General features: G+C 75.3%; 19 protein-coding genes and 1 pseudogene. 10 read left to right on the top strand and 10 right to left on the bottom strand.

The genetic code is table 11. The features are described from left to right. Positions 1-47: 47 nt before the first annotated feature. Both E4U92_RS09465 and E4U92_RS09470 read right to left on the bottom strand, forming a co-directional pair. Positions 48-596, bottom strand: coding sequence for a hypothetical protein (locus E4U92_RS09465; protein ID WP_137299851.1), 549 nt, complete (start codon positions 594-596; stop codon positions 48-50). Positions 597-689: 93 nt separating this feature from the next. Next, a complete protein-coding gene (locus E4U92_RS09470; RefSeq protein WP_137299852.1) occupies positions 690-1,475 on the bottom strand; it encodes a glutamate racemase in 786 nt (261 codons plus the stop codon). A 69-nt stretch (positions 1,476-1,544) separates the two neighbouring features. On the opposite strand from E4U92_RS09470, the gene E4U92_RS09475 reads away from it, so the two are divergent. Next, complete coding sequence (locus E4U92_RS09475; RefSeq protein ID WP_373311499.1) at positions 1,545-2,708, top strand: glycosyltransferase; 1,164 nt, start codon at positions 1,545-1,547, stop codon at positions 2,706-2,708. A 3-nt stretch (positions 2,709-2,711) separates the two neighbouring features. Here E4U92_RS09475 and E4U92_RS09480 read toward each other — a convergent pair whose 3' ends face one another. After that, positions 2,712-4,010: a TerD family protein gene (locus tag E4U92_RS09480; protein ID WP_137300141.1), complete on the bottom strand. Its 1,299-nt coding sequence runs from the start codon at positions 4,008-4,010 to the stop codon at positions 2,712-2,714. Between the two features lie 358 nt (positions 4,011-4,368). Here E4U92_RS09480 and E4U92_RS09485 point away from each other — a divergent pair, with 358 nt between their 5' ends. The 4 genes from E4U92_RS09485 to E4U92_RS09500 all read left to right on the top strand — a co-directional run bounded on the left by E4U92_RS09485 (position 4,369) and on the right by E4U92_RS09500 (position 9,113). Further along, the gene (locus tag E4U92_RS09485) at positions 4,369-4,827 is read left to right on the top strand and encodes a DUF6643 family protein (protein WP_137299854.1); all 459 of its coding nucleotides are present in this window, start codon (positions 4,369-4,371) and stop codon (positions 4,825-4,827) included. Positions 4,828-4,869: 42 nt separating this feature from the next. Continuing rightward, positions 4,870-5,694, top strand: a complete 825-nt coding sequence (locus E4U92_RS09490) for an MOSC domain-containing protein (RefSeq protein ID WP_137299855.1) — start codon at positions 4,870-4,872, stop codon at positions 5,692-5,694. A gap of 218 nt (positions 5,695-5,912) precedes the next feature. After that, the gene (locus E4U92_RS09495) at positions 5,913-6,518 is read left to right on the top strand and encodes an Rv1733c family protein (protein ID WP_137299856.1); all 606 of its coding nucleotides are present in this window, start codon (positions 5,913-5,915) and stop codon (positions 6,516-6,518) included. Positions 6,519-6,668: 150 nt separating this feature from the next. Continuing rightward, positions 6,669-9,113 carry a right-handed parallel beta-helix repeat-containing protein gene (locus E4U92_RS09500; protein ID WP_168725077.1) on the top strand — a complete coding sequence of 815 codons (2,445 nt, stop codon included), beginning with the start codon at positions 6,669-6,671 and terminating at the stop codon, positions 9,111-9,113. 27 nt (positions 9,114-9,140) lie between these two features. On the opposite strand, the gene E4U92_RS09505 is transcribed toward E4U92_RS09500, so the two are convergent. Next, positions 9,141-11,525 carry a lipase family protein gene (locus E4U92_RS09505; protein ID WP_229862481.1) on the bottom strand — a complete coding sequence of 795 codons (2,385 nt, stop codon included), beginning with the start codon at positions 11,523-11,525 and terminating at the stop codon, positions 9,141-9,143. Between the two features lie 424 nt (positions 11,526-11,949). On the opposite strand from E4U92_RS09505, the gene E4U92_RS09510 reads away from it, so the two are divergent. Further along, positions 11,950-12,780, top strand: a complete 831-nt coding sequence (locus E4U92_RS09510) for a DeoR/GlpR family DNA-binding transcription regulator (protein ID WP_137299858.1) — start codon at positions 11,950-11,952, stop codon at positions 12,778-12,780. Between the two features lie 30 nt (positions 12,781-12,810). Here E4U92_RS09510 and cds1 read toward each other — a convergent pair whose 3' ends face one another. Next, on the bottom strand, positions 12,811-13,944 hold the full coding sequence (cds1, locus tag E4U92_RS09515; protein WP_137299859.1) for an L-cysteine desulfhydrase Cds1: 1,134 nt from the start codon (positions 13,942-13,944) through the stop codon (positions 12,811-12,813). A 433-nt stretch (positions 13,945-14,377) separates the two neighbouring features. Here cds1 and E4U92_RS09520 point away from each other — a divergent pair, with 433 nt between their 5' ends. Next, a complete protein-coding gene (locus E4U92_RS09520) occupies positions 14,378-14,701 on the top strand; it encodes a hypothetical protein (protein WP_137299860.1) in 324 nt (107 codons plus the stop codon). Positions 14,702-14,923: 222 nt separating this feature from the next. After that, complete coding sequence (locus E4U92_RS09525) at positions 14,924-15,472, top strand: ATP-binding protein (RefSeq protein WP_137299861.1); 549 nt, start codon at positions 14,924-14,926, stop codon at positions 15,470-15,472. Between the two features lie 167 nt (positions 15,473-15,639). Here the strand turns inward: E4U92_RS09525 and E4U92_RS09530 are convergent. The 3 genes and pseudogenes from E4U92_RS09530 to E4U92_RS09540 all read right to left on the bottom strand — a co-directional run bounded on the left by E4U92_RS09530 (position 15,640) and on the right by E4U92_RS09540 (position 19,230). Continuing rightward, positions 15,640-18,200, bottom strand: a pseudogene (locus E4U92_RS09530) (ABC transporter permease). After that, on the bottom strand, positions 18,197-18,949 hold the full coding sequence (locus E4U92_RS09535; protein ID WP_137299862.1) for an ABC transporter ATP-binding protein: 753 nt from the start codon (positions 18,947-18,949) through the stop codon (positions 18,197-18,199). Before E4U92_RS09535 ends, E4U92_RS09530 begins: the two are co-directional and overlap by 4 nt. Continuing rightward, the gene (locus E4U92_RS09540; protein ID WP_137299863.1) at positions 18,946-19,230 is read right to left on the bottom strand and encodes an SHOCT domain-containing protein; all 285 of its coding nucleotides are present in this window, start codon (positions 19,228-19,230) and stop codon (positions 18,946-18,948) included. The genes E4U92_RS09535 and E4U92_RS09540 overlap by 4 nt, the downstream gene beginning before the upstream one ends. Positions 19,231-19,443: 213 nt before the next feature. On the opposite strand from E4U92_RS09540, the gene E4U92_RS09545 reads away from it, so the two are divergent. Beyond that, positions 19,444-20,040 (top strand): TetR/AcrR family transcriptional regulator, encoded by a 597-nt coding sequence (locus E4U92_RS09545; protein WP_137299864.1) that lies wholly within the window; start codon positions 19,444-19,446, stop codon positions 20,038-20,040. Between the two features lie 14 nt (positions 20,041-20,054). Continuing rightward, a complete protein-coding gene (locus E4U92_RS09550) occupies positions 20,055-20,648 on the top strand; it encodes a DUF4865 family protein (protein WP_137299865.1) in 594 nt (197 codons plus the stop codon). Positions 20,649-20,674: 26 nt separating this feature from the next. Here the strand turns inward: E4U92_RS09550 and E4U92_RS09555 are convergent, their stop codons facing one another. Further along, positions 20,675-21,919, bottom strand: coding sequence for an ROK family protein (locus E4U92_RS09555; protein WP_137299866.1), 1,245 nt, complete (start codon positions 21,917-21,919; stop codon positions 20,675-20,677). Next, positions 21,916-22,611, bottom strand: coding sequence for an alpha-ketoglutarate-dependent dioxygenase AlkB family protein (locus E4U92_RS09560; protein WP_137299867.1), 696 nt, complete (start codon positions 22,609-22,611; stop codon positions 21,916-21,918). The genes E4U92_RS09555 and E4U92_RS09560 overlap by 4 nt, the downstream gene beginning before the upstream one ends. Positions 22,612-22,613 lie beyond the last annotated feature (2 nt).

Raw genomic sequence — 22,613 nt, forward strand, 5'->3', positions numbered from 1 at the left:
GGGGCCGACAGCGCGGCCGGTCCGCCCTCCCGTCCGGTGCGGTCGCCTCAGTGCGTGGCCGTGCCCGTCGCCCCGCTGCGCAGGCGGGCGCGGATGGCGCCGACGGCGGCCTCCGCGTTGTCGACGGTGATGGTGAAGGTGTGGCCGTCCCACAGCCGCAGCACGACACCCTCGCCCCGGCGCACCACGACTGCCGTGCCCTGGTGCGGGCGCCAGCGGTAGCCCCAGCCGCCCCAGTGCCGCGGGGTGACGTGCGGGTCGAACTCGGCGCCGGCGACGTGTGTCAGCGGGATGCGCCGGCGCGGTACGCCGATGTGGCCGCAGCGCACCTCGACGCACTCCTTGTCGAGCTTGAGGTCGACGTGGACGAAGGCGAGGGTGCCGAAGATGACCAGCAGTCCGGCGGCGATGCAGCCGACGACGGACATGACGAGGGGGGCGACGCCGGACGTCCAGGCGGAGTCCACGGCGAGCTGGATGCCGAGCGCCAGGAAGGCGGCGCCGGCGAGCGCGAGCAGCCACTGGAACCGGTTGGTGGCGCGTCCGGTCCAGACGTCGGGGTGGGGGCGCTGCATGCCGTGGAGGTGGTCCCTCATGGCTATGAGGTTACTCAGGTTTCGCTCCGCCGGTAGGTCGTCGCGGAGCGTGACTGCGCCGACCGGCCGACGGCCCGCGGCGGTGACCGCCGGTCAGGAGGCGGGGCTCACCGTGCGCAGCAGGCGGCCCTCGGCGTAGGCCAGGGCCGGCTCGGGCAGGGCGCCCTCGCGGCCGCTGAGCAGGACCGTCACCGTGCCGGTGACCGGCGCGTCCGGCGCGGGGTCGGCGCCGATGCGGCGCAGCGCCTGCGCGGCGACCGCCCCGGCGGAGCCGTGCAGGACGAGCGGGGGCGTGCCGGGCTGCTGGACGGCGGCGCGGATGCGCTCGGCGACCAGTTCGTAGTGGGTGCAGCCCAGCACGACGGTCGTCACCTCGTCGGGGGTGAGCGCGGCGGCCGCGGCGACGGCCGCGTCGATCGCGGACTCGTCCGCGTGTTCGACGGCCTCGGCCAGTCCCCAGCAGGGAACCTCGGTGACGCTCACGCCGTCGGCGAAGTCCCGGATGAGGTCGCGCTGGTAGGGGCTGCCCGTGGTGGCGGGGGTGGCCCAGATCGCGACGGGGCCGCCGCCGGCCGCGGCCGGCTTGATCGCCGGGACGGTGCCGACGACGGGCACCGCGGGCTCGAGGCGGGCCCGCAGCGCGGGCAGGGCGTGCACGGTGGCGGTGTTGCAGCCGACGATCAGGGCGTCGGGCCGGTGGGCGGCCGCCGCCTCGGCGACGGCCACGGCCCGCGCGGTGAGGTCCTGCGGGGTGCGCGGCCCCCAGGGCATGCCGTCCGGGTCCAGGGAGAGCACGAGATCGGCGTCGGGTCGCAGGCGCCGTACCGCGGCGGTGGCCGCCAGCAGCCCGATTCCGGAGTCCATGAGCGCGATCTTCACCCGGCCACGATAGACGATGGGCGCCTGTCGCCCGGTCCCGTGGGGCAGACTGCGGCCGTGAGCGCCTTCGTGTGGATCGCCGTGGTGTCCCTCGCCGCCTGGCTGTGGCTGCTGCTGTGCCAGGGCTTCTTCTGGCGGACCGACGTCCGGCTGCCGCGCGCCGCGGAGCCGCAGCGCTGGCCGTCGGTGTGCGTGGTCGTCCCCGCGCGCGACGAGGCCGCCGTCCTGCCGCACAGCCTGCCGTCGCTGCTCGCCCAGGACTACCCCGGCCGGGCGGAGGTGTTCCTCGTCGACGACGGCAGTGGCGACGGCACCGGGGAGCTGGCCCGGGAGCTGGCGCGCCGGTGCGGGGGGCTGCCGTTGACCGTGAGCTCACCGGGCGAGCCGCCGGCCGGCTGGACCGGCAAGCTGTGGGCGGTGCGGCACGGCATCGGCCTGGCACGCGCGCGGGGGCCCGAGTACCTGCTGCTCACGGACGCCGACATCGCGCACGCGCCCGACAGTCTGCGCACGCTGGTGGCGGCGGCGGACGCGGGCGGTTTCGACGTGGTGTCGCTGATGGCGCGGCTGCGGGTGGAGAGCCTGTGGGAGCGGCTGGTGGTGCCGGCGTTCGTCTACTTCTTCGCCCAGCTCTACCCCTTCCGCCGAATCTCTCGGCGCGGTTCGCGCACGGCGGCCGCGGCGGGCGGCTGCGTCCTGCTGCGCGCCGGGACGGCCGAGCGGGCCCGGATCCCGGACGCGATCCGGCACGCCGTGATCGACGACGTGGCGCTGGCCCGGGCGGTGAAGGGCGGCGGCGGGCACATCTGGCTGGGGCTGGCCGACCGGGTCGACAGCGTGCGTCCGTACCCGCGGCTGCACGACCTGTGGCGGATGGTGTCGCGCAGCGCCTACGCGCAGCTGCGGCACAACCCGCTCGTGCTGCTCGGCACCGTCCTGGGCCTGGCCCTGGTGTACCTGGTGCCGCCGCTGGCGCTCCTCGCCGGGCCGGTGGCCGGTGACGCGGTGACGGCGGCGGCGGGCGGCCTGGCGTGGCTGGTGATGACGGGCACGTACGGGCCGATGCTCCGCTACTACCGGCAGCCGCTGTGGCTCGCTCCGCTGCTGCCGTTCACCGCGTTCCTGTACCTGCTGATGACGGTGGACTCGGCGGTGCAGCACTACCGCGGGCGCGGCGCGGCCTGGAAGGGCCGCACCTACGCCCGTCCGGACGCCGTCACCGAGGAGGGCTGAGCGCTACTTGCGGCCGGGCGTCCAGTTCATGCCCCAGCCGTAGGCGCGGTCGACGGTGCGCTGCGGGCTCACCCCGCGCTCGGGCACCAGGTAGCGGGCCTCGCGCTGGACGACCAGGTCGCCGCCCTGGTTGCTGATCAGGGCGAGGGCGCACACGGTCGACGGGACGGTGCACTCGTCCAGGGAGAAGTCGATCGCGGCGCCGAACTGCGGCTGCAGGGTCACCGTGGCGTGCAGGTCGGCGAAGGACCGGGCGCCCTCGTAGATGGTCACGAAGACGAGGATGCGCCGGAAGTCGGTGCGGTGGTCGAGGTTGACGGTGAGGTTCTCGCCGCTCTCCACGGCGCCGGTGCGGTCGTCGCCGTCGAGGTGGATGTACGGCGGCAGGTGCAGGGAGCCGAAGGCGTTGCCGAGGGCCTGCACCACGCCCTTGCTGCCGTCGGCGAGTTCGAACAGGGCGCACAGGTCGAGGTCGAGGTCGTTGTGCAGGGCGACGGCCCGTCCGCGCTTGGCGCCCCAGCCGGAGAACTGCTTGCGCACCTGCCAGTTGAGGTTCACGCGCAGGGAGCCGGAGGTGCCGCCCTGCTTGGTGAGCGACACCGAGGGCGCGGCCTTGGTGAGCGTGACCTTGGAGAGGCGGACCGGCGGGGCGGGCGGGGGCGGCGGGGCGTTGTGGGCGGGCGGCGGGACCGTGACGGGCGGGGCGGGCATCGGTGCGGGCGGGGGCGGGGCGACCGGCGGGCGCGGGGCCGCGGCGGGCGCCGGCGGGGGCGCCGCGTGCTGCGGCTCGTCGACCGTGATGCCGAAGTCGGTGGCCAGTCCCTCGAGCCCGCTGTCGTACCCCTGGCCGACGGCGCGGAACTTCCAGGCGCCCTGGCGGCGGTAGAACTCGCCGAGCACGAACGCCGTCTCGACGGTGGCGCCGGTGCTGTCGAAGCGGGCGACCACACCGCCCTGCGCCGCGTCGCGGACCTCGACGGCGAGGTCGGGGACCTGTCCGAAGGTGCCGCCGTCGGAGGAGGCGGCGAGCACGATGCGCTCCACCGCGGGCTCCACGCGCGCGAGGTCGACGAGGAGCGTGTCGGTCACCCGGCCGCCGACGGGCCGCTTGCCCTCGTGGCGCACGGCGCCGGAGGAGTGCGCGGGCTGGTTGTAGAAGACGAAGTCGCCGTCGGAGCGGACCTTCCCGCCGGCCAGCAGCAGGGCCGAGACGTCCGCGTCGGGGACGCCGGGCCCGGACCGCCAGCCCACCTCGACCCGCAGGGCCGCCGTCGGCACCGGCGTGTTCGACCCCTTCGACATGGACATGTGCGCCCCCTCGTCTGCATCGGCGTGCGCGTCCCCGCACCCCTCGGCTGTGTCTACCGGCCAACCTATGCGCTGCCCGGCCGAACTCCCATGCATGGGACGCGGAGGAGCGGGCACAAGCGGGCGGGGAGGACGAAGGAGGACGGCCAAGGGGGACACAGGAGACGCAGGGGACGGGGTCACGACCGCCGGTAACCGGCCGGGAACTCGGCTTTTACCGGATCCGGCCTGCGTTCGCCGCCCTTTTTCGCCGCGTTCGCTCGCATTGGGGACAGCGGGCTGTTACCGACACGGAAAACAACCCTCTTATCGGTCTCCCCAACCAGCACATCGTGGGCTTAACTTATGTGCCATGACCTCCCCCCGCTCCACCTATGGCGGCGGCTATTACTCCTCCGCCTCCTTCCCGGACACCCCGATCTACGACTCGCTCGTGGCCGAGCGGGGCACCCCGCAGATCGCCCCGATCCGGGTCCCCGCCGCGTACGACACGGGCAGCAGCCTGCCCGCGCTCCCCTCGGCGCTCCCCGCCCTCCCGGCGGCCCCGTCGTCCTACGGCAGTTCGTACGGCAACTCCTACGGTTCCTACGGCTATCCGCAGGCGCCGCAGCCCGCCCCGCTGCAGCAGGCGCCCGCGGCCTACATCCCGCAGCAGGCCACCGCGCCGCGCGGCTACCCCGGACCGCAGGTCCAGCCGCAGCAGCCGCGGCCGGCCGCGCCGGGCATGGGGTACGACGCGATGCGTCCGGCCGCCCCGCGCCCCGCGCCCTACCAGGACCCGTACAACAACCAGCAGTACCGCGGCTACTGATTCCGCTCCCCGCGGGTCGGCGCCACCTGGCACGATGACCCCATGGGGAACGCGAAGCTGCAGTCGATCCACGTCCATCCGGTCAAGGCGTTCCGGGGCCTGGCGCCCCGGGAGGCCGACGTGGAGCCCTGGGGGCTGGCCGGAGACCGACGCTGGGCACTGATCGACGACGGGGGAAAGGTCGTCACCCAGCGTCGGCACCCGCACGTCGCCCTGGCCGCCGCCGAGCTCCTGCCCGGTGGCGGCCTGCGGCTGTCCGCGCCCGGACTGCCGCCGCTGGACGTCGCGGTGCCCGAGCCGGTCGGCACGGTCACGGTGGAGATCTTCCGCGACAAGGTGGAGGGCGTCCTCGCCGACCCCGCCGCGCACGCGTGGTGCAGCGCCCACCTCGGCGAGAACGTCCGGCTGGTGCACATGGACGACCCGGCCACGCGCCGGCCCGTCGACCCCGCGTTCGCACTGCCCGGCGAGACGGTCAGCTTCGCCGACGGCTACCCGCTCCTCGTCACCACCACCGCGTCCCTCGACGCCCTCAACGCGCTGATCGCACAGGGCGATCACGCCGAGGAGGGCCCGCTGCCGATGAACCGGTTCCGGCCGAGCGTCGTCGTCGCGGGCACCGAGCCCTGGGCCGAGGACGACTGGTCCCGGCTGACCATCGGCGACGTGGCCTTCCGCGTCGCCAAGAGCTGCGGACGGTGCCTGGTGACGACCACCGACCAGGCCACGGCGGCGCGCGGCGCCGAGCCGCTGCGCACGCTGGGCCGCCACCGCCGGGTGGACGGCAAGCTCGTGTTCGGACAGAACCTGGTCCCGCTGTCCCGGGGCACCATCCGGATCGGCGACCCCGTCGAGGTCCTGGACTGACCCGCGGCGCCGCCGCTCCCCCGCTCCCCCCGCTCCTCTCCCCCCTCACCCGCTCGTGCCCGTTGGCCGGGAACCCTCCTGCTCTCCCGCGTCGTTGGGGATGTCGTGAGAAGTTCGTGAGAGGACCGGGCGGCGAGTGATGTCGCTCTCTCTTCGGCCGCCGGGCGGGCGAAGGGCTCCCCGGGGGGTTATCACGGAGCGGGAAGGGGGTGCGGAGGGTGCGAGCGATCGGCGGGCTCTGGCGCTGGCGGCACAATCCGCTGCGCCGCACGACGGACCTGGTCGAGGCGTGGGTGGCGCTGTCCGCCCTGCTGCTGATCCTCTTCGCGGCGCCCGTCGCCGGCTGCCTCCTCGGGTCCGCCGCCCAGGGCGCGTTGCAGGACGCGGTGCGCCGGCAGCAGTCGTCCCGGCACGAGGTGGCGGCCACGGTGGTGCGCGAACTGGACGACGCGACACTGGGCATCGACCCCGAGTCCGCCTCCGGGCGGGACGCCCACAGCCGGGTCCTCGCCGACTGGACCGCCCCCGACGGCACCGCGCGGCACGGCGCGGTGGTCGCCGACCTCGGCTCGCCGCACACCGGGGACCACTTCCCGCTGTGGACCGACGAGCAGGGCCGCGTCACGGCCCGTCCCCTGGATCCCGCGACGGCGACCACGCACGCGGTCCTGGCGGGCGTCGGCGGGGCGATACTCACCGCCGGCGTCGTGGAGGCCGTCAGACGCCTGGTCGTCTGGCGCCAGGTCCGGCGCCGGTACGCGCGGTGGGACCAGGCGTGGAGCAAGGCCGGGCCCGACTGGGGCCGGACCGGTACCGGCAGTTGACGGCCTTCCGCCTCCGGTCAACCCACCGTCCCCGCGCACGCTACGGTGGACCGGCCGAGGCTTTCGGCATCGACCCGCGCACCAGGGACCCGCAGGGCGCCCCGGGGGCGACGAGCCATCAGCACGACGAGGTGGGGGCGCAGCAACGCCATGGCACAGGGCACGGTCCAGGTGACGCACACCGGCACATCGCGGTGGCGCCGCCGCACGGGTGAGTACGCATCGCTCGCCGCCGCCCTGGAGGCCGCGGCGGACGGCGACGTCCTCACCATCGCCCCCGGCACCTACCGGGAGAACCTCGTGCTGCAGCGGGCGGTGACCCTGCGCGCCCCGGACGGCTCCCCCGGGTCGGTGCGCCTCGCGCCCGCGGACGGCGTGCCGTTGACGGTGCGGGCCTCGGCCGTGGTGCAGGACCTGCACATCGAGGGGCAGGACGCGGCCGCGCCCGCGCTGCTCGTCGAGGAGGGCACCCCCGAGCTCACCGACCTGCGGATCGTCACCCGGTCCGCGGCCGGCATCGAGGTGCGCGGCAGCGCCCGCCCCACCGTCCGCCGCTGCACCGTCGACAACCCGGCGGGCCTGGGGATCGCCGTGCTCGACGGCGGCGGCGGTGTGTTCGAGGAGTGCGAGGTCGTCGCGGCCGGGCAGGCCGGCGTCGCGGTGCGCGGCGGCGGACATCCGCGCCTGGACCGCTGCCGGGTGCACCACGCGTCCGGCACGGGTCTGAGCGCGACCGGCGACAACTCCGCCCTGGAGGCGGTGGGTTGCGAGATCTACGAGGTGCGCGGCAGCGGCGTCCAGGTGACCGGCCGGGCCACCGCCCACCTGACCGACTGCGACGTGCACCGCACCGACGCCGACGGGGTCACCCTGGACACCGACGCGGTGCTCACGCTGGCCGACTGCCGCATCCACGACATCCCGGAGAACGCGATCGACCTGCGCTCGCGGTCGGTGCTGACGCTCACGCGCACCACCGTGCGCCAGTTCGGGCGCAACGGACTGTCGGTGTGGGACCCGGGCACGCGCGTGGACGCCCACCAGTGCGAGATCTTCGACAGCACCGGCGACTACCCGGCCGTGTGGGTCAGCGACGGCGCCACGGCCGTACTGGACTCCTGCCGGGTGCACGACGTGCCGGACGCGCTGTTCGTGCTGGACCGCGGTTCGCGCGCGGACGTCGTCGACAGCGACCTGTCGCAGGTGCGCAACACCGCGGTGTCGGTCAGCGACGGCGCGACCGCCCAGCTCGACGACTGCCGGATCCGGGACGCGGCCACGGGCGCGTGGTTCCGCGACCACGGCAGCGGCGGCACCCTCAACAACTGCACGGTGGACGGCACGCAGACCGGCGTGATCGTCACCAAGGGCGCCGACCCCACCGTCGAGCGGTGCACGGTCGACTCCCCCGCGGAGGCCGGCTTCTACGTGTCGGCCGGCGGCCGCGGCAGTTTCCTCAACTGCCGGGTGACCAACAGCGGCGGCTACGGCTTCCACGTGATAGACGGCTGCCGTACGACGCTCAGACGGTGCCGCACGGAGCGCTGCGCGCGCGGGGGCTACGAGTTCGCGGACGCCGGAGCGGACGCGGCGCCCGGTTCGGGGCCGGTGGCCGAGGACTGCAGCAGCGACGAGAGCGCGGGGCTGCGCCCGACGCCGCCGCCGGTCGTGGAGACCGCGGTGCAGACGGCGGGCGGGTCGCCGGGCCTGCTGGGCGCCCTCCCGGAGCAGCGCGTGACTTTCGCCGAGCCCCTGGTGCCCGTGGCGGAGGCGGACGAGCCGGTCCGCACCTCCCAGGACGTGCTGGGTGAACTAGACGCGCTGGTGGGCCTGGAGAGCGTCAAGCGCGAGGTGCGGGCGCTGACCGACATGATCGAGGTGGGCCGGCGCCGGCAGCAGGCGGGCCTGAAGGCGGCCTCGGTCAAGCGGCACCTGGTCTTCACCGGCTCCCCCGGCACCGGCAAGACCACGGTCGCCCGGCTGTACGGCGAGATCCTGGCCGCCCTGGGGGTGCTGGAGAAGGGGCACCTCGTCGAGGTGTCCCGGGTGGACCTGGTCGGCGAGCACATCGGCTCCACGGCGATCCGCACCCAGGAGGCGTTCGAACGGGCGCGCGGCGGTGTGCTGTTCATCGACGAGGCGTACGCCCTGTCGCCCGAGGACGCCGGGCGTGACTTCGGCAAGGAGGCCATCGACACGCTGGTGAAGCTGATGGAGGACCACCGGGAGTCGGTCGTGGTGATCGTCGCCGGCTACACCGCCGAGATGGAGCGGTTCCTGTCGGTCAACCCCGGTGTGGCGTCGCGGTTCTCGCGCACCATCACCTTCGGCGACTACGGCCCCGAGGAGCTGCTGCGCATCGTGGAGCAGCAGGCGGAGGAGCACGAGTACCGGCTGGCGGCGGGCACCCCGGAGGCCCTGCTGAAGTACTTCACCGCGATCCCGAAGGGCCCCGCGTTCGGCAACGGCCGCACCGCGCGCCAGACGTTCGAGGCGATGGTGGAGCGCCATGCGAGCCGGGTCGCCCAGGTGGCCGAGCCCAGCACGGACGACCTGACCCTGCTGTTCGCGGAGGACCTGCCCGACCTGCCGTAGCGGGGCGGGTCGAGGAGCCCGCGGACCTCAGCTCGCGCCCGGCTGGCGGGGTTCAGGCAGCGGGAGCAGGCGGCCCAGCAGCAGGGCGCGTTCCTCCGCGAAGGCCGGGTCCGCCTGGTAGTCGGAGTGGCCCAGCAGGGGCGCGGGCAGCGGGTGGCGGGCCGTGCGGCCGTACTCCAGCGGGTCCTTCAGCGGCGCGCGGTCCACGGCGGGGCCACAGTCGCCGGGCAGCCGGACGGGGCCGCCGATGGGGTCGGTGAGCCGGTAGAGGTTGCGCCAGCAGTCGACGTCCCGGTGCAGGGCGCTGAGCGCGTCCGGGCCGAAGTGGGCGGGGAACCAGCGGCCGTAGAGGCGCTCCAGGGGCGAACCGTAGGTCAGCAGCCCGACGCGCGCCCGGTCCCGCGGCTCCAGTTGCCAGGCGGCGGCCGCCGCCAGCACGCTGCCCTGGGAGTGCCCGGAGATCACCAGGCGGCCGCCCGTCGCGCGCGTCCAGGTGGCCATCCGCCACGTCAGGTCGGGCACCGCGCGCTCCGCGTAGCAGGGCGGCGCGAAGGGGTGGGCGGCGCGCGGCCAGAAGGTGCCGACGTCCCAGAGGATGCCGATGGTGCGCCGCGCGGAGGGGTCCTTGTAGGCGCGGCGCCCCCAGGTGACGAAGAGCAGGAAGCCGAGGCCGACCAGCCACGAGCCGAGGGCCTGCGCGGTCTGGGCGGCGCCGTGCACGAAGGGGTACATCCCCTCGGTGGCCCCGCTGGGGGTCCGCCCGGTGGTCAGCGCCCCGGCGATGGCCCCGGCGCCCAGCAGCAGCGTGCTGACCGCGGTGACGCCCACGAGGAGCGGCGCGCGGTCGGTGAGGGGGGCCATGGCGCGGGCCCGGGCGATGGTGCCGGTGCGGCCGGGGTCGCCGTCGTCCGCGATGCCGTAGTCGCGGCGCACCTCGGCGCGTTCGGCGCGGGCGCGGCGCCAGGTCGCGCGGCCGAGCAGCGCGGCCAGCGCGAGGAGCACCAGCAGGACGAGCGGGATCACGGACGCCTGCCAGGTCAGCAGGGCGGGCGGGCCGTCCAGGGAGCTCTGGGTGCCGTCCAGCCAGTCGGCGACCCGCTGCGCCACCCCGCCGGACATCACGCCTCCGAGGGCGCAGGCGAGCATCGCGACGGCGGGCCCGCCCAGCCCGTGCAGGGCGACGCGGCCGTGGGTGGCGGGGTGCCCGTCGGGGGCGGTCGCCGCGCGCTCTCCTGGCGCTGCCGACGCCCCGGCGCCGGCCCCGGGTACGGGTGTCCCGCCCTCGGGTGCCCCGCCCGGGGCGCCGGTCGCCCGGTCGTCGCCGTCGTCGCAGCCGCTTCCGCCTTGGGGGGCCGCCGCTCCCTCCGTGGCGGCCCGGTGCAGCAGGGCCGCCACCAGGGCCAGGGCGAGCACGGTCAGGCCCTGGCCCAGGGCGAGGGCGCCGAAGGTGGTGTCGCCGGGGAGGCGGCCGGCGGCGTGCCAGCCGGGGCGGGACCAGCCGGCGTACACGGTGGTGAGGCCGAGCAGGACGAGCGTGGCGAGCGGCAGGCGCCGGACCAGGTGGGCGTCCAGGGCGCGGTCGAGGCGGTGTTCGCTGCGGCCCCGGCGGCACACCACCCACACGACGGCCGTCGCCCCGCCGACGAGCGCCGCCACCAGGCACCAGCCCAGCGCGTCGAGCAGGGGCGGCCCGCCCGGCCGGCGGTCCTCGCGGGCCGCGGCGGTGCCGACGGCCGCGGCGACGGTCAGCAGGCCGGCCGCGGTGTGGGCGGCGCGCAGCCGGGCCACCAGACGGCGGCCGTACCAGAAGCCGGGCCGGCTCAGCGCGGTCGGCCCCGGGCGGTGCTCGGCCTCCGGGGCCCGGGTCAGGGGTTCGCTGGACTCGTACGCCCGCCAGGTGCGGTGGGACAGGTACCACAGCAGGACGGTGAGGGCGGTCGGGACGAGCGCGGCGAGGGCGAGCCGGCGGCCGGGCAGGCTCCACCAGCCGCCGTGGGACAGCGCCGGGGAGAGGAAGCCCAGCCAGGTGTGGCGCTCGGCGCACGCGCGCGTGCCGGCGCACTGCCAGGCCGTCAGGTCCAGGGCGACCTCGCAGGCGGCGGCGACGAGCAGCACGGTGAGGGTGAGTCCGGCGAGGCGGACCAGCAGCCCGTACAGCCGCACCAGGCGGGTGTGCTCGTGGGCGGGCGGGCGCATCCAGTGGGCGAGGTTGACGACCATGAACGGCAGCAGGAGCAGCCACAGGGCCCGGCTGCGGTTGCCGGAGGTCAGGTTGCACCAGACGTACGCCTCCGGGACGGGCCGGTCCCGGGCGCCGCCGGGGCCGGTCTCGGCGTCGACGTCGTCGGCGCGCCGGTGGACGGCGGCCGTGTCGTCGCCGGTGATCCGCACGGTCCGCGGATCACCGAGCATCTGCTCGGGCGTGGTCCCGCCCACTCCGTGGACGAGGAGTTCCAGGGCCGCGCCCGGTCGGGCGGGCCGGGTGGGGCGGGCGGCCCCGTCGGAAAGGACGTCTTCCACTGCTGGCACTTCCCCCGTGACGCGCCGTCGGCATGACTCCGCGGACCCCTCAAGGATGGCGTTTCGTGCCCCGGCGTGCACGCCTCGTCACCGAATCTCCTCCGATCCGCGGACCGGGCCGCGGACCGACCGGAGCGCTCCCGGAACCGTGGGGTGACATGCCCGCGTCGGACGGGTGGTGACGCCGCCCGGGCCCTGGCGTGCGAGGATGGGACGCCCGTGGGCGTCCGTCCGGGACGGCGGGACCGGCCGGACACCGGACACCGGATCACCGGGACGCAGTCGATCGGCTTGAGGCGAAAGGACCGGAGCGTACGTGAGCGAGAATCAGAACCTCCTCGCGGAGCAGCGTCGCTCCCTGATCCTGGACGAGGTGCGGCGCCGCGGCGGCGTCCGCGTCAACGAACTGACCCGCAAGCTCGGCGTGTCGGACATGACCGTGCGCCGCGACCTCGACGCGCTCGCCCGGCAGGGCGTGCTGGAGAAGGTGCACGGCGGCGCGGTGCCGGTCGTGGAGGCGAGCACCCACGAGCCCGGCTTCGAGGCCAAGTCGGGTCTGGAACAGACCGCCAAGGAGGACATCGCGCGGGCGGCGGCCGGTCTGGTGACGCCGGGCAGCGCGATCGCGCTGTCGGGCGGTACGACGACGTTCGCGCTGGCGCACCACCTGCTGGACGTGCCCGACCTGACCGTGGTGACGAACTCGGTACGCGTGGCCGACGTCTTCCACGCGGCCCAGCGCACCTCGGGGCCCCGGCAGGGCGCGGCCACGGTCGTGCTGACCGGCGGGGTGCGCACCCCGTCCGACTCGCTGGTGGGCCCGGTGGCCGACCAGGCCATCGCCACGCTCCACTTCGACCTGCTGTTTCTCGGGGTGCACGGCATATCGCCGCAGGCCGGGCTGTCCACGCCGAACCTCGCCGAGGCCGAGACCAACCGGCGGCTGGTGCACTCGGCGCGCCGCGTGGTGGTGGTCGCCGACCACACCAAGTGGGGTGTGGTGGGGCTCAGTTCGTTCGCGACGCTGGAGCAGGTCGACACGCTGGTGACGGACGCGGGGCTGCCGGCCGACGCCCGCGCGGAGATCTCCGACCACCTGCGGGAGCTGGTGGTGGCCGGCGACTCCGTCCCGGCCACGGACGACTGACGGAGCGTCGGGCGTGGTGCCGGCCGGTCCTCAGTCCGGCCACACCCCCGTCGCCAGCAGCGACTCGATCGCCGCGCTGTACGGGGCGATGTCCAGGCCCTGTTCGGCGAGCCAGGCGTCGGAGTAGTACTTGTCGAGGTAGCGGTCGCCCGGGTCGCACAGCAGGGTGACGACGCTGCCGCGCCGTCCCGCGGCGACCATCTCGGCGACGATCTTCAGCGCGCTCCACAGGCCGGTCCCGGTCGAGCCGCCGGCGCGGCGCCCGATGGCGCGGTCCAGGGCCCGGACGGCGGCGACGCTGGCCGCGTCGGGCACTTTCATCATCCGGTCCACGGCGCCGGGCACGAAACTCGGCTCCATGCGGGGCCGGCCGATGCCCTCGATGCGCGAACCGCAGTCGCAGGTGACGTCCGGATCGCCGGTGGTCCAGCCCTCGAAGAAGCAGGAGTTCTCGGGGTCGGCGACACAGATGCGGGTGTCGTGCTGCATGTAGTGGACGTAGCGGGCGATCGTCGCGGAGGTGCCGCCGGTGCCGGCGGTGGCCACGATCCAGGCGGGTTCCGGGAACCGCTCGAACTGCAGTTGGCGGAAGATGGATTCGGCGATGTTGTTGTTGCCGCGCCAGTCCGTGGCCCGTTCCGCGTAGGTGAACTGGTCCATGTAGTGGCCGCCGGTGTCCGCCGCGAGGCGGGCGGACTCCTCGTACATCGTGCGGGGGTCGTCCACGAAGTGGCACCGTCCGCCGTGGAACTCGATCAGGCGGATCTTCTCGGCGCTGGTCGTGCGGGGCATCACGGCGACGAACGGCACGCCGATCAGTTTCGCGAAGTACGCCTCCGAGACGGCCGTGGACCCGCTGGACGCCTCGATCACCGGACGGTCCGGCCGGATCCAGCCATTGCACAGGCCGTACAGGAACAGGGACCGGGCGAGGCGGTGCTTGAGGCTGCCGGTGGGGTGGGTCGACTCGTCCTTGAGGTAGAGGTCGATGCCCCACGCCTCGGGGAGCGGGAAACGCAACAGGTGTGTGTCGGCCGAGCGGTTGGCGTCCGCCTGGACCTTGCGGACGGCTTCTTTCAGCCAGTCGCGGTAGCCGCCGTCGGTGCGGTCGACGTCGAGGGTGTCGAGGGTCGCGCCGGTCCTGGTCTGCTGGGTGGTGCTCACGTCGGGGCTCCTTACGCCGGTCGCCGACCGCGCCCCGGGCGTGGCCGACACACCGATCATAGACACCGTCCGCACGCTTCTCACCTGCATAAACAGCTCTTTGAGAGCATCAAAGGAGCGCCTGGGGCGGGCATCCGGACAGGTGTGCGGCGGCCCGGGGGGCGCATTCGCGCGAGTGCTCCGGCAGGTCGGCGGCGGGGCCCCACGCACCCTGGTGCTCACCGCGCGGGGCGGGCAGACTGCACCGGACGGGGGCCTCAGGGATCACGACAGGAGCCGGTTTCCGACGCACCGGGCGACGCACCGCGCGACGCTTCACGGCACCGCCGCGGGACGCACCACGCCGTCACTGCGGAACGCACCGTGGCACCACCGCGGGACGCGTCGCGGGCGCACGGACCGGCACGGCCACGCATGAAGGGGCGGGCAAGGCATGGCGGAGCCGGAGTTCACGGCCACCGGGGTGCGGATCGGGCGCGGACTGCGCTCGCTCACCCGGGCCGGGCAGGTCCGGATCAGCGGCGGCAGGCTCGAGTTGCTCACCAGCTACGGCAGTGAGATCGACAGCGCACCCGTGCAGGCGGTGCGCGCGTCCAGGCCCCGGTTCGCGTCCGGGGGCCGGGCGCTGGCGGACCTCAACGGTCACCGGTACCTGCTGACCCTGCGGGCGCACGACCCGGCTCCCGGCGAGCCGGGGCCACCGGCGGCGGGCCGGTTCATCGAGGCCGTGCGCCGGGCCGCGGGACGTGGTGGCTGAGGCAGGACCGGGGGGCCGGCGCCCGCCGGCCGCGCGACGACCGCGAGTTGCGCACGTCCACCCCTTGCGTCACGCTGTTCTCACGTCACTCTGGGTTTACCGGCGATAACGCTGCGAACCAGCCCGCCGGCCACGACAGCAGGCGGCCGCCCCGTGCAGGCGCACTGCTGGATCGATCCGAACTCCGTGTTCTTCCGGACCTCACGTCGGGGAGTCGCAGCCGTGATCAGCAACCCAAGCAGGCACTGCACGGTGGAGCTCCAAGCCCTGCCGTCGCGGATCGGCCAGGTCCGCAGAATCGTATCCGCGCAGTTGCGCTACTGGCATCTGGACGCCCTGATAGACCGCGCCGCACTCGGTGTGACCGAGCTGCTGACGAACGTCCACCTGCATGCGCAACCCGACAAGACGTGCACCGTGGAGCTGGAGCTGCTGCTCGACCGGCTCACTGTCTCGGTGCACGACCACGACCCGACGCTCCCGGTCATGGAGGTCGCCGACCGGCTCGCCACCGGCGGACGCGGCCTGGCACTGGTGGCCGCGGTCAGCGAGAGCTGGGGCGCGCGCCCGGACGGGGACACCGGCAAGGTCGTCTGGTTCACGCTGCCCGCGCTCGACGCGGCGGGCGCGCTGCCGGCGACGCCGATCCGCCACCCGGTGGCGGAGAAGGTCCCGCTGCGCTTCGCGGAGGTCGAGGTCGACCCGGTCGTCGACCCGATCGACGTCCGCAGGCCCGCCCATGCTCCCGCCCGGTCCGCCGTTGTCGGCTGACCGGGCGGTGAGACCCCCGCCGGAGCGCCGGGCGCGCCCGGACCACTCGCTGCCCTCGGTGGGGCCGCCTCCGGGTGGAGCGCCTCCTGGGAGGGTGCACGCCGGCGTACGCCCGGTTCCTGGCTGACGTTCACCCCCGCATCCATGCCCGCGCCCCGGCGCGTGCGTCACTCCGTGGCGACCGCCCGCAGGACGTCCAGCCGGGCTGCCCGGCGGGCCGGGCGCAGGCCCGCGAGGGCGCCGGCCGCGAGGCCCACCAGGGCCACGACCGCGAGCTGCCCGGGCGGCACGGCGAAGGCGAACGCGGTGTCGCTCGTGCCGTCGGACGCCTCCACCAGCACCCAGCCCAGGAAGGCGCCGAGGGCGAGACCGCCCGCCGTGCCGAACGCGGCGACCAGGACGGACTCCCAGCGGACCATGGCCCGCAGCTGGGCGCGGGTCTGGCCGACCGCCCGCAGCAGCCCGAGTTCCCGGGTGCGTTCGTGGACCGCCAGGGTCAGCGTGTTGGCGATGCCGAGCAGGGCGATGAGCACCGCGAGGGCGAGCAGGGCGTAGACCAGGGTGAGCATCATGTCGATGCCGCCGGCGGAGGACTCGGCGTACTCGTCGCGGGTCTGCACCTCGGGGTTGCCGTACCGGTCGGCGACCTTCTCGACGGCCGCCTTGCCGTCGGCGGTGCGCACGCCGTCGCGGAAGGACACGGCGACGAGCGTGTCGGCGTCCTGGGTGCGGTGCGGGGCCCAGGCGGCACGGGTGATGACGTAGTCGCCGGCGAGTTCGGAGCGTCCGTAGACCGCGCGGACGGTGAACGGCTCGCGCGTGCCGTCGGTGAACGCCAGCCGTGCGGTGTCGCCGAGCTGCAGGTGCAGGCGGTCGGCCTCCGTGCGCGTGACGGCGAGGCCGTCGGTGCCCAGCCGGCCGAGGGAGCCGTCGACCGTGCCGAGGTCGAAGGTGCGCTCCAGGGCGAGCGGGTCGGTGACGGTCAGGGCCCGTCCGCGGCCGTTCACCTCGGCGACGCCCCGGCCCAGTCCGACGGCCGTGTCCACCTCGGGCAGCGCGGCGATCGCGGGGGCGAGCCGGGGGCTGAGCCCGCTGCCGCCCGCGCCGAAGGACGGGGTGCTGACGGCGACGTCGCCCGCGAAGGACCGCGCCACGGTCTGGTCCATGGTGGCCTTGAGCGAGGCCCCGAACACCGTGAACAGCGCGACCACGGCGACACCGATCATGAGGGCGCTCGCGGTGGCGGCGGTCCGCCGGGGGCTGCGCAGGGCGTTGCGCCGGGCGAGGGCGCCGGTGACGCCGCGCAGCCGGTCCAGGGGCGCGCCGAGGACGCGGACGGCGGTGCCGGAGGCGACCGGGCCGAGGATGACGAACGCGACCAGGCCAGGGCGGCGCCGGTGCCGGCCAGCCAGACCGACGGGGACACCAGGACGCCGGTGAGGGTGGTGGCCACGGCGAGGCCGGCCAGCGCGAGGCCGGTGACCGCGCGTGTCCGGGAGGCGGCGGAGGAGTCCACGGCCGTGTCGCGCAGGGCGGCCAGCGGCGCGGTGCGGCCGGCCCGCACGGCGGGCAGCAGGGCGGAGCCGAGGCAGACCAGGACGCCGACGGCGAGCGGCAGGGTCAGGGACAGGGCCGTGACGACCAGGTCACCGCCGGGGAACGGGAAGCCGATCGCCGGGAACAGCGCCTGGAGGCCGGCCGCGATGCCCACGCCGCCCGCGAGGCCGGCGGCGGAGGCGGTCACGGCGACGGCGCTGGCCTCCACGAGGGTGGCCGCGGTGACCTGGCGGCGGGAGGCGCCGAGGGCGCGCAACAGGGCGTTCTCACGGGTGCGTTGGGCGACGACGATCGCGAAGGTGTTGTGGATGGAGAACGTCGCGACCAGCAGGGCGACCCCGGAGAACACCAGCAGGAAGGTGGTGAACAGGGTCAGGAACCGGCTGGAGACCATGTCGGTGTTCTCCTGGGCCGACTCCTGGCCGGTGATCGCTTCGACGCCCCGGGGCAGGGCCGGGGCCAGCCGGTCGACCAGTTCCTGTTGTCCGATGCCCGGGGCTGCGCGCACCAGGATGCTCGCCGCCTCGCCCGGCCGGGCGGTGAGGTACTTCTCGGCGTCGGCCCGGGTCATGCCGGTGAAGGTCACCTGGCCCATGCCGTCCTCGCCGCCGAAGGTCGCGAGCCCTACGACGGTCACGCGCACCGGGTCGGGGGTGCGCAGGACGGTGCTGTCACCGAGGCGCAGCCCGCCCTTCTCGGCGGCGCCCCGGTTGACGACGACCTCGCCGGGGCGCTCGGGGGCGCGGCCCTCGGCGAGCCGGTAGGGGTTGAGCCGCGGGTCGGTGATCCAGTTGCCGGCGAGGGTGGGCGGGCCCTGGCCGCCGACGGGTCTGCCGTCGCTGCCGACGAGCTGGCCGGCGCCCTGGATGTCGGGCACCGCGGCGGCGACCCCCGGGACCCGGGCGAGCGTGGCCGCCAGGCCGGTGTCGACGGGGCGGCGCGCGCCCTGGCCCTCGCCGGGGGTGGTGATGGTGTCGGCGCCGCGGACGACGGCGTCGGTGCCGGCGGTCGCGTCGCCGAACATCGTGTCGAAGCCGGCCCGCAGGGTGTCGCCCATGACGAGGGTGCCGGCGAGGAAGGACACGCCCAGGAACACGGCGAGGAAGGTGCCGGCGAAGCGGCGGCGGTGCGCGCGCAGGGAGGACAGGCTGAGCCGGACGGAGGTGGTCATGACGGCACCTCGAAGGCCTTCATGCGGTCGAGCACGCGGTCGGCGGTCGGGGACGCCATGCGGTCGACGAGCCGTCCGTCGGCGAGGAAGACGACCTCGTCGGCGTGGGCGGCGGCGACCGGGTCGTGGGTGACCATGACGACCGTGCGGGCGATGTCGCGGGCGGCGCGGCCGAGCAGGCCGAGGACCTCACCGCCGGCGCGGGAGTCGAGGTTACCGGTCGGCTCGTCGGCGAAGACCACGTCGGGCCGGCCCGCGAACGCCCGTGCCACGGCGACGCGTTGCTGCTGTCCGCCGGACAGCTCCGAGGGCCGGTGGTGGAGCCGGTCGCGCAGTCCGACCACGTCGACGAGCGCGTCGATCCACTCGGGGTCGCCGCGCCGGTCGGCGAGGTCGAGCGGCAGCCGGATGTTCTCCGCGACGGTGAGCGTCGGGACCAGGTTGAACGCCTGGAACACGAAGCCGATCCGGTCGCGGCGCAGCAGGGTCAGCCGCCGGTCGTCGAGCCCGCCCAGTTCGGTGTCGCCGATGTGGGCGGAGCCCGAGGTGAGGGTGTCCAGGCCGGCGGCGCAGTGCAGCAGCGTGGACTTGCCCGACCCGGACGGCCCCATGATCGCGGTGAACCGCCCGGCCGGGAAGCCGAGCGTCACCCCGTCCAGGGCGCGGACGGCGGTGTCGCCGGCGCCGTACACCTTCACGGCGTCGGCGACCCGGGCGGCCGTGCGGGTGGTGGTCGCGGTGGTGGTCATGCCGTACCGCCCCGGCGGCCGAACTGCTCGTCGAGGACGGACAGCGGGCGCCAGTACTCGTCCTCGTCGATCTCCCCGGAGGCGAAGCGTCGGCCGAGGACGGCGAGCGGCGAGTCGCCGGCCGGGCGTGCCGTGCCGGCCGGGCCCCAGGGGCCGCGCCGGCCGCGTCCGGCGGTGCGGCGCAGCAGGGTGACGGCGCCGACGACGACGGCCGCCCAGATCAGCGGGAAGAACAGGATCCACGGGCCGGGGCCGCCGTCCCACTGTGCGAGGGTCTGCATCTCGGTCATCTCCTTGGTCGTCTGGGGCCGGTTGTCCGCGACCGGTTGTCCGCGACCGGTTGTCCGCGACCACTCGAGACTCGCGCGGGAAGGGGGTGCGGGTCGTCGTACGGCCAGCGGCAGTGCGCGTACCTCCCGGGGAGTAGGCGGACGTCCGGCGGCTGCTCCGGGGGCCGGGCGCGGGTCCCTGCCTCGACTTCTGTACCTACTGGTATGTACAGTGCGCTCGTGAGCACCGCCGAGCGACTGATCGAGTCCACCCGGGACCTGCTGTGGGAACGCGGATACGTGGGCACCAGCCCCAAGGCGATCCTGGAGCGGGCGGGCGCCGGGCAGGGCAGCATGTACCACCACTTCCAAGGCAAGGCCGACCTGGCGCTGGCCGCGATCCGGCGCACCGCCGAGGAGTTGCGGGCCGCCGCGGACGCCGTGCTCGACGGGCCGGGCACGCCCTACGACCGCATCGCGGCGTATCTGCGGCGCGAGCGCGAGGTGTTGCGGGGCTGTCCGGTCGGGCGGCTGACGATGGACCCGGAGGTGATCGCGAGCGACGCGCTCCGCGCGCCCGTGGAGGAGACGATCGGCTGGCTGCGCGGCCGGCTCGCCGGCGTCGTCGACGAAGGCCGCCGACTGGGCCAGTTCCCGGCCGGGTCGGACCCGGACGAGATCGCCGCGACGGTCGTCGCCACCGTGCAGGGCGGCTACGTCCTGGCCCGCGCCTCGGGCTCGCCGGACGCCTTCGACGCCGGGGTGCGCGGACTGCTCGCCCTGCTGGCCCCCCGTACGCCCGCGGCGCCCGCCGCCGACTGAGGAGAGGGAACCGCATGCACGCGATGCAGTACGAGATCACGCTGCCCGCCGACTACGACATGGACGTGATCCGCGACCGGGTGGCCCGCCGCGGGCACCTCCTCGACGCCTGGGACGGCCTCGGGCTCAAGGCGTACCTGATCCGCGAGCGCGGCACGTACGGCTCGCCCGTCCACCAGTACGCGCCGTTCTACCTGTGGAACACCACGGAGGGCATGAACGCGTTCCTGTGGGGCCCCGGTTTCCGGGGGCTGAGCGACGACTTCGGGCGTCCGGTGGTACGGCAGTGGTCGGGGCTGGCGTACGAGCAGGGTGCGGCGGGCGGGTCGGCCGGTGCGGGCGCGCGGTTCGCGCTGCGGCGGCGGCAACCGGTGCCGGACGGGGCGGCGTTGGGTGACCTCATGGGCGAGGTGGTCGCCGGGACCGGGCGGCTGGCGCGGGAGGACGGCGCGGTGCTCGCGGCGGCTGCCGTCGACACCGCCCGCTGGGAGGTCGTGCACTTCTCGCTGTGGGAGCACGACGCGCCGAAGGCCGAGGGCGAGCTGTTCCGGGTGCTGCACCTGTCGGCGCCGGGCCTGGCCGCGCTCCCCCGCGGCCGCCAGTGGTGAGGGGCGGCGGGCCCGCGTCCTGACGCTCAGGCGGAGGGCAGCGCGCCCAGCGGGTCGTCGAGGACCGGCTGCCACGCCAACTCCGCCGCTCCAACGAGGCTGTTGTGGTCGAGGGAACAGGCGAGGATCGGCACCCCGCCGCTGCGGCCCCACAGGCTGCGGTCGGCGACGACGGCGCGCAGCCGGTCCGGGTCGGCGTCCAGCAGGGTGCGGTGCAGTCCGCCGAGGATGATCCGGTCGGGGTTGAGGATGTTCACCAGGCCGGCGAGGCCGAGGCCGAGCCGGTCGATGAGGATCTCGGCGGCGGTGCGCACGACCGGGTCGGCGTACTCCTCGCGGACGAGTTGCTCGGCCTGCTTCAGCAGCGAGCCCTCGGGGCCGGGCTCGCGCCCGGCGGTGGTGAGCAGGGCCAGCGGGTCGGCCTCGACGTCCAGGCAGCCGCGGCTGCCGCAGTGGCAGGGGCGGCCCTCGGGGTTGACGGTGAGGTGGCCGACCTCCAGGGCCAGACCCGAACTGCCCGTGTGCAGACGGCCGTCGAGCACCAGGGCACCGCCGACGCCCCGGTGGCCGGTGGCCACGCACAGCAGGTCGCGGGCGCCGCGTCCGGCGCCGTGCCGGTGCTCGGCGAGGGCGGCGAGGTTGACGTCGTTGCCGGCGAAGGCGGGCCCGGTGACACCCGCCGCGCGCACCCGCTCGGTGAAGATCTCGCGGACCGGCGCGCCCACCGGCCAGGCCAGGTGCAGCGGGTTGAGGGCGAGGCCCTCGGGTTCGGCGACCGCCGACGGCACGGCGAGACCGGCGCCCACGCACCGGCGGCCGGTGGTGCGCAGCAGCTCGGCCCCGGCCTCCACGACCGTGCCGATGATCTTGCCGGGGTCGGCGTCGACGGTCTCACAGCTCGGCGTGGTGGCGACGATCCGGCCGCCGAGGCCGACCAGCGCGGCCCGGAACCCGTCCGCGTGGACCTGCGCGGCCAGCACGACGGGGCCGTCCTCGGCGACGCCGAGCCGGTGCGAGGGCCGGCCCTGGGAGCCCGCGGCGGCGCCGGGGCGCGCGTCCACCCGGATCAGGCCGAGCGCCTCCAGTTCGGCGGCGACCGCGCCGGCCGTGGCACGCGTGACGCCCAGTTCGGCGGTGAGGACGGCCCGGGTGGGCGCGCGCCCGGTGTGCACGAGCTCCAGCGCGGGTCCGAGGGCACCGCGCCCCCGGTCGAGCCGCGCCCTGGAGGTGGTTCCTTCCCCCGCCGGCCGGGGATCCGCCTTGCCGCTCATGAAGGCGAGTCTCCCATGATCCGTTCTGTGCCGTCGCCGCCGGTGAGCCCGCTCACGCGCAGCGTGACGTTCAGCCGCCCGGTCAGTCCGAGCCACGGCGGGGCCGAGCCCGGCCGCACCTTGGGCACGCCGTGGTACGCGAGGCGCGCGGGCCCGCCGAACACGAACAGGTCGCCGCTGCGCAGCTCGACGTCGGTGTACGGCCGGGTCCGGGTGGCGGTGTTGCCGAAGCGGAACACGCAGGTGTCGCCGAGGCTCAGCGAGACCACGGGGGCCGGGGACCGCTCGTCGGCGTCCCGGTGCATGCCCATGCGCGCGTCGCCGTCGTAGAAGTTGATCAGCGCGATGTCGTACGGCGCCGGGTCGGCGGCCCCCGGTCCGAGCGCGTCGGCGACGGCGCGGCGGCCCAGCTCGCCGAGCCAGGCGGGGAACGGCTTGACCGGGGAGCCGTCGCCGTCGACGACCGTGCGGGCGTAGGCGTACGGGTACCAGTGCCAGCCCAGGCAGACCTGGCGGGCCGTCATGGTCCCGCCGCCGGGGGTGCGCACGGTGCGCAGGCCGGCCGGCGGGCGGGCCCAGTCGCGGCAGGCCGCCAGCAGTGCGCACTGCGCTGCCTGGTCCAGCCAGCCCGGCACGTGCACGGCACCGGGAGCGATCTCGGCCCGCTCCCGCGGAAACAGCTCGGCGTCCATGC

This window comes from Streptomyces galbus (assembly GCF_005280195.1).
In the GTDB taxonomy this organism is placed as follows: domain Bacteria; phylum Actinomycetota; class Actinomycetes; order Streptomycetales; family Streptomycetaceae; genus Streptomyces; species Streptomyces galbus.

Excerpts from the sequence above, each read along its gene's own strand:
- E4U92_RS09465 (WP_137299851.1), bottom strand. The coding sequence starts at position 596 with ATGAGGGACCACCTCCACGGCATGCAGCGCCCCCACCCCGACGTCTGG.
- E4U92_RS09480 (WP_137300141.1), bottom strand. The coding sequence starts at position 4,010 with ATGTCGAAGGGGTCGAACACGCCGGTGCCGACGGCGGCCCTGCGGGTC.
- E4U92_RS09485 (WP_137299854.1), top strand. The coding sequence starts at position 4,369 with ATGACCTCCCCCCGCTCCACCTATGGCGGCGGCTATTACTCCTCCGCC.
- E4U92_RS09490 (WP_137299855.1), top strand. The coding sequence starts at position 4,870 with ATGGGGAACGCGAAGCTGCAGTCGATCCACGTCCATCCGGTCAAGGCG.
- E4U92_RS09500 (WP_168725077.1), top strand. The coding sequence starts at position 6,669 with ATGGCACAGGGCACGGTCCAGGTGACGCACACCGGCACATCGCGGTGG.
- E4U92_RS09505 (WP_229862481.1), bottom strand. The coding sequence starts at position 11,525 with ATGCTCGGTGATCCGCGGACCGTGCGGATCACCGGCGACGACACGGCC.
- E4U92_RS09520 (WP_137299860.1), top strand. The coding sequence starts at position 14,378 with ATGGCGGAGCCGGAGTTCACGGCCACCGGGGTGCGGATCGGGCGCGGA.
- E4U92_RS09535 (WP_137299862.1), bottom strand. The coding sequence starts at position 18,949 with ATGACCACCACCGCGACCACCACCCGCACGGCCGCCCGGGTCGCCGAC.
- E4U92_RS09540 (WP_137299863.1), bottom strand. The coding sequence starts at position 19,230 with ATGCAGACCCTCGCACAGTGGGACGGCGGCCCCGGCCCGTGGATCCTG.
- E4U92_RS09545 (WP_137299864.1), top strand. The coding sequence starts at position 19,444 with ATGTACAGTGCGCTCGTGAGCACCGCCGAGCGACTGATCGAGTCCACC.
- E4U92_RS09550 (WP_137299865.1), top strand. The coding sequence starts at position 20,055 with ATGCACGCGATGCAGTACGAGATCACGCTGCCCGCCGACTACGACATG.
- E4U92_RS09555 (WP_137299866.1), bottom strand. The coding sequence starts at position 21,919 with ATGAGCGGCAAGGCGGATCCCCGGCCGGCGGGGGAAGGAACCACCTCC.
- E4U92_RS09560 (WP_137299867.1), bottom strand. The coding sequence starts at position 22,611 with ATGGACGCCGAGCTGTTTCCGCGGGAGCGGGCCGAGATCGCTCCCGGT.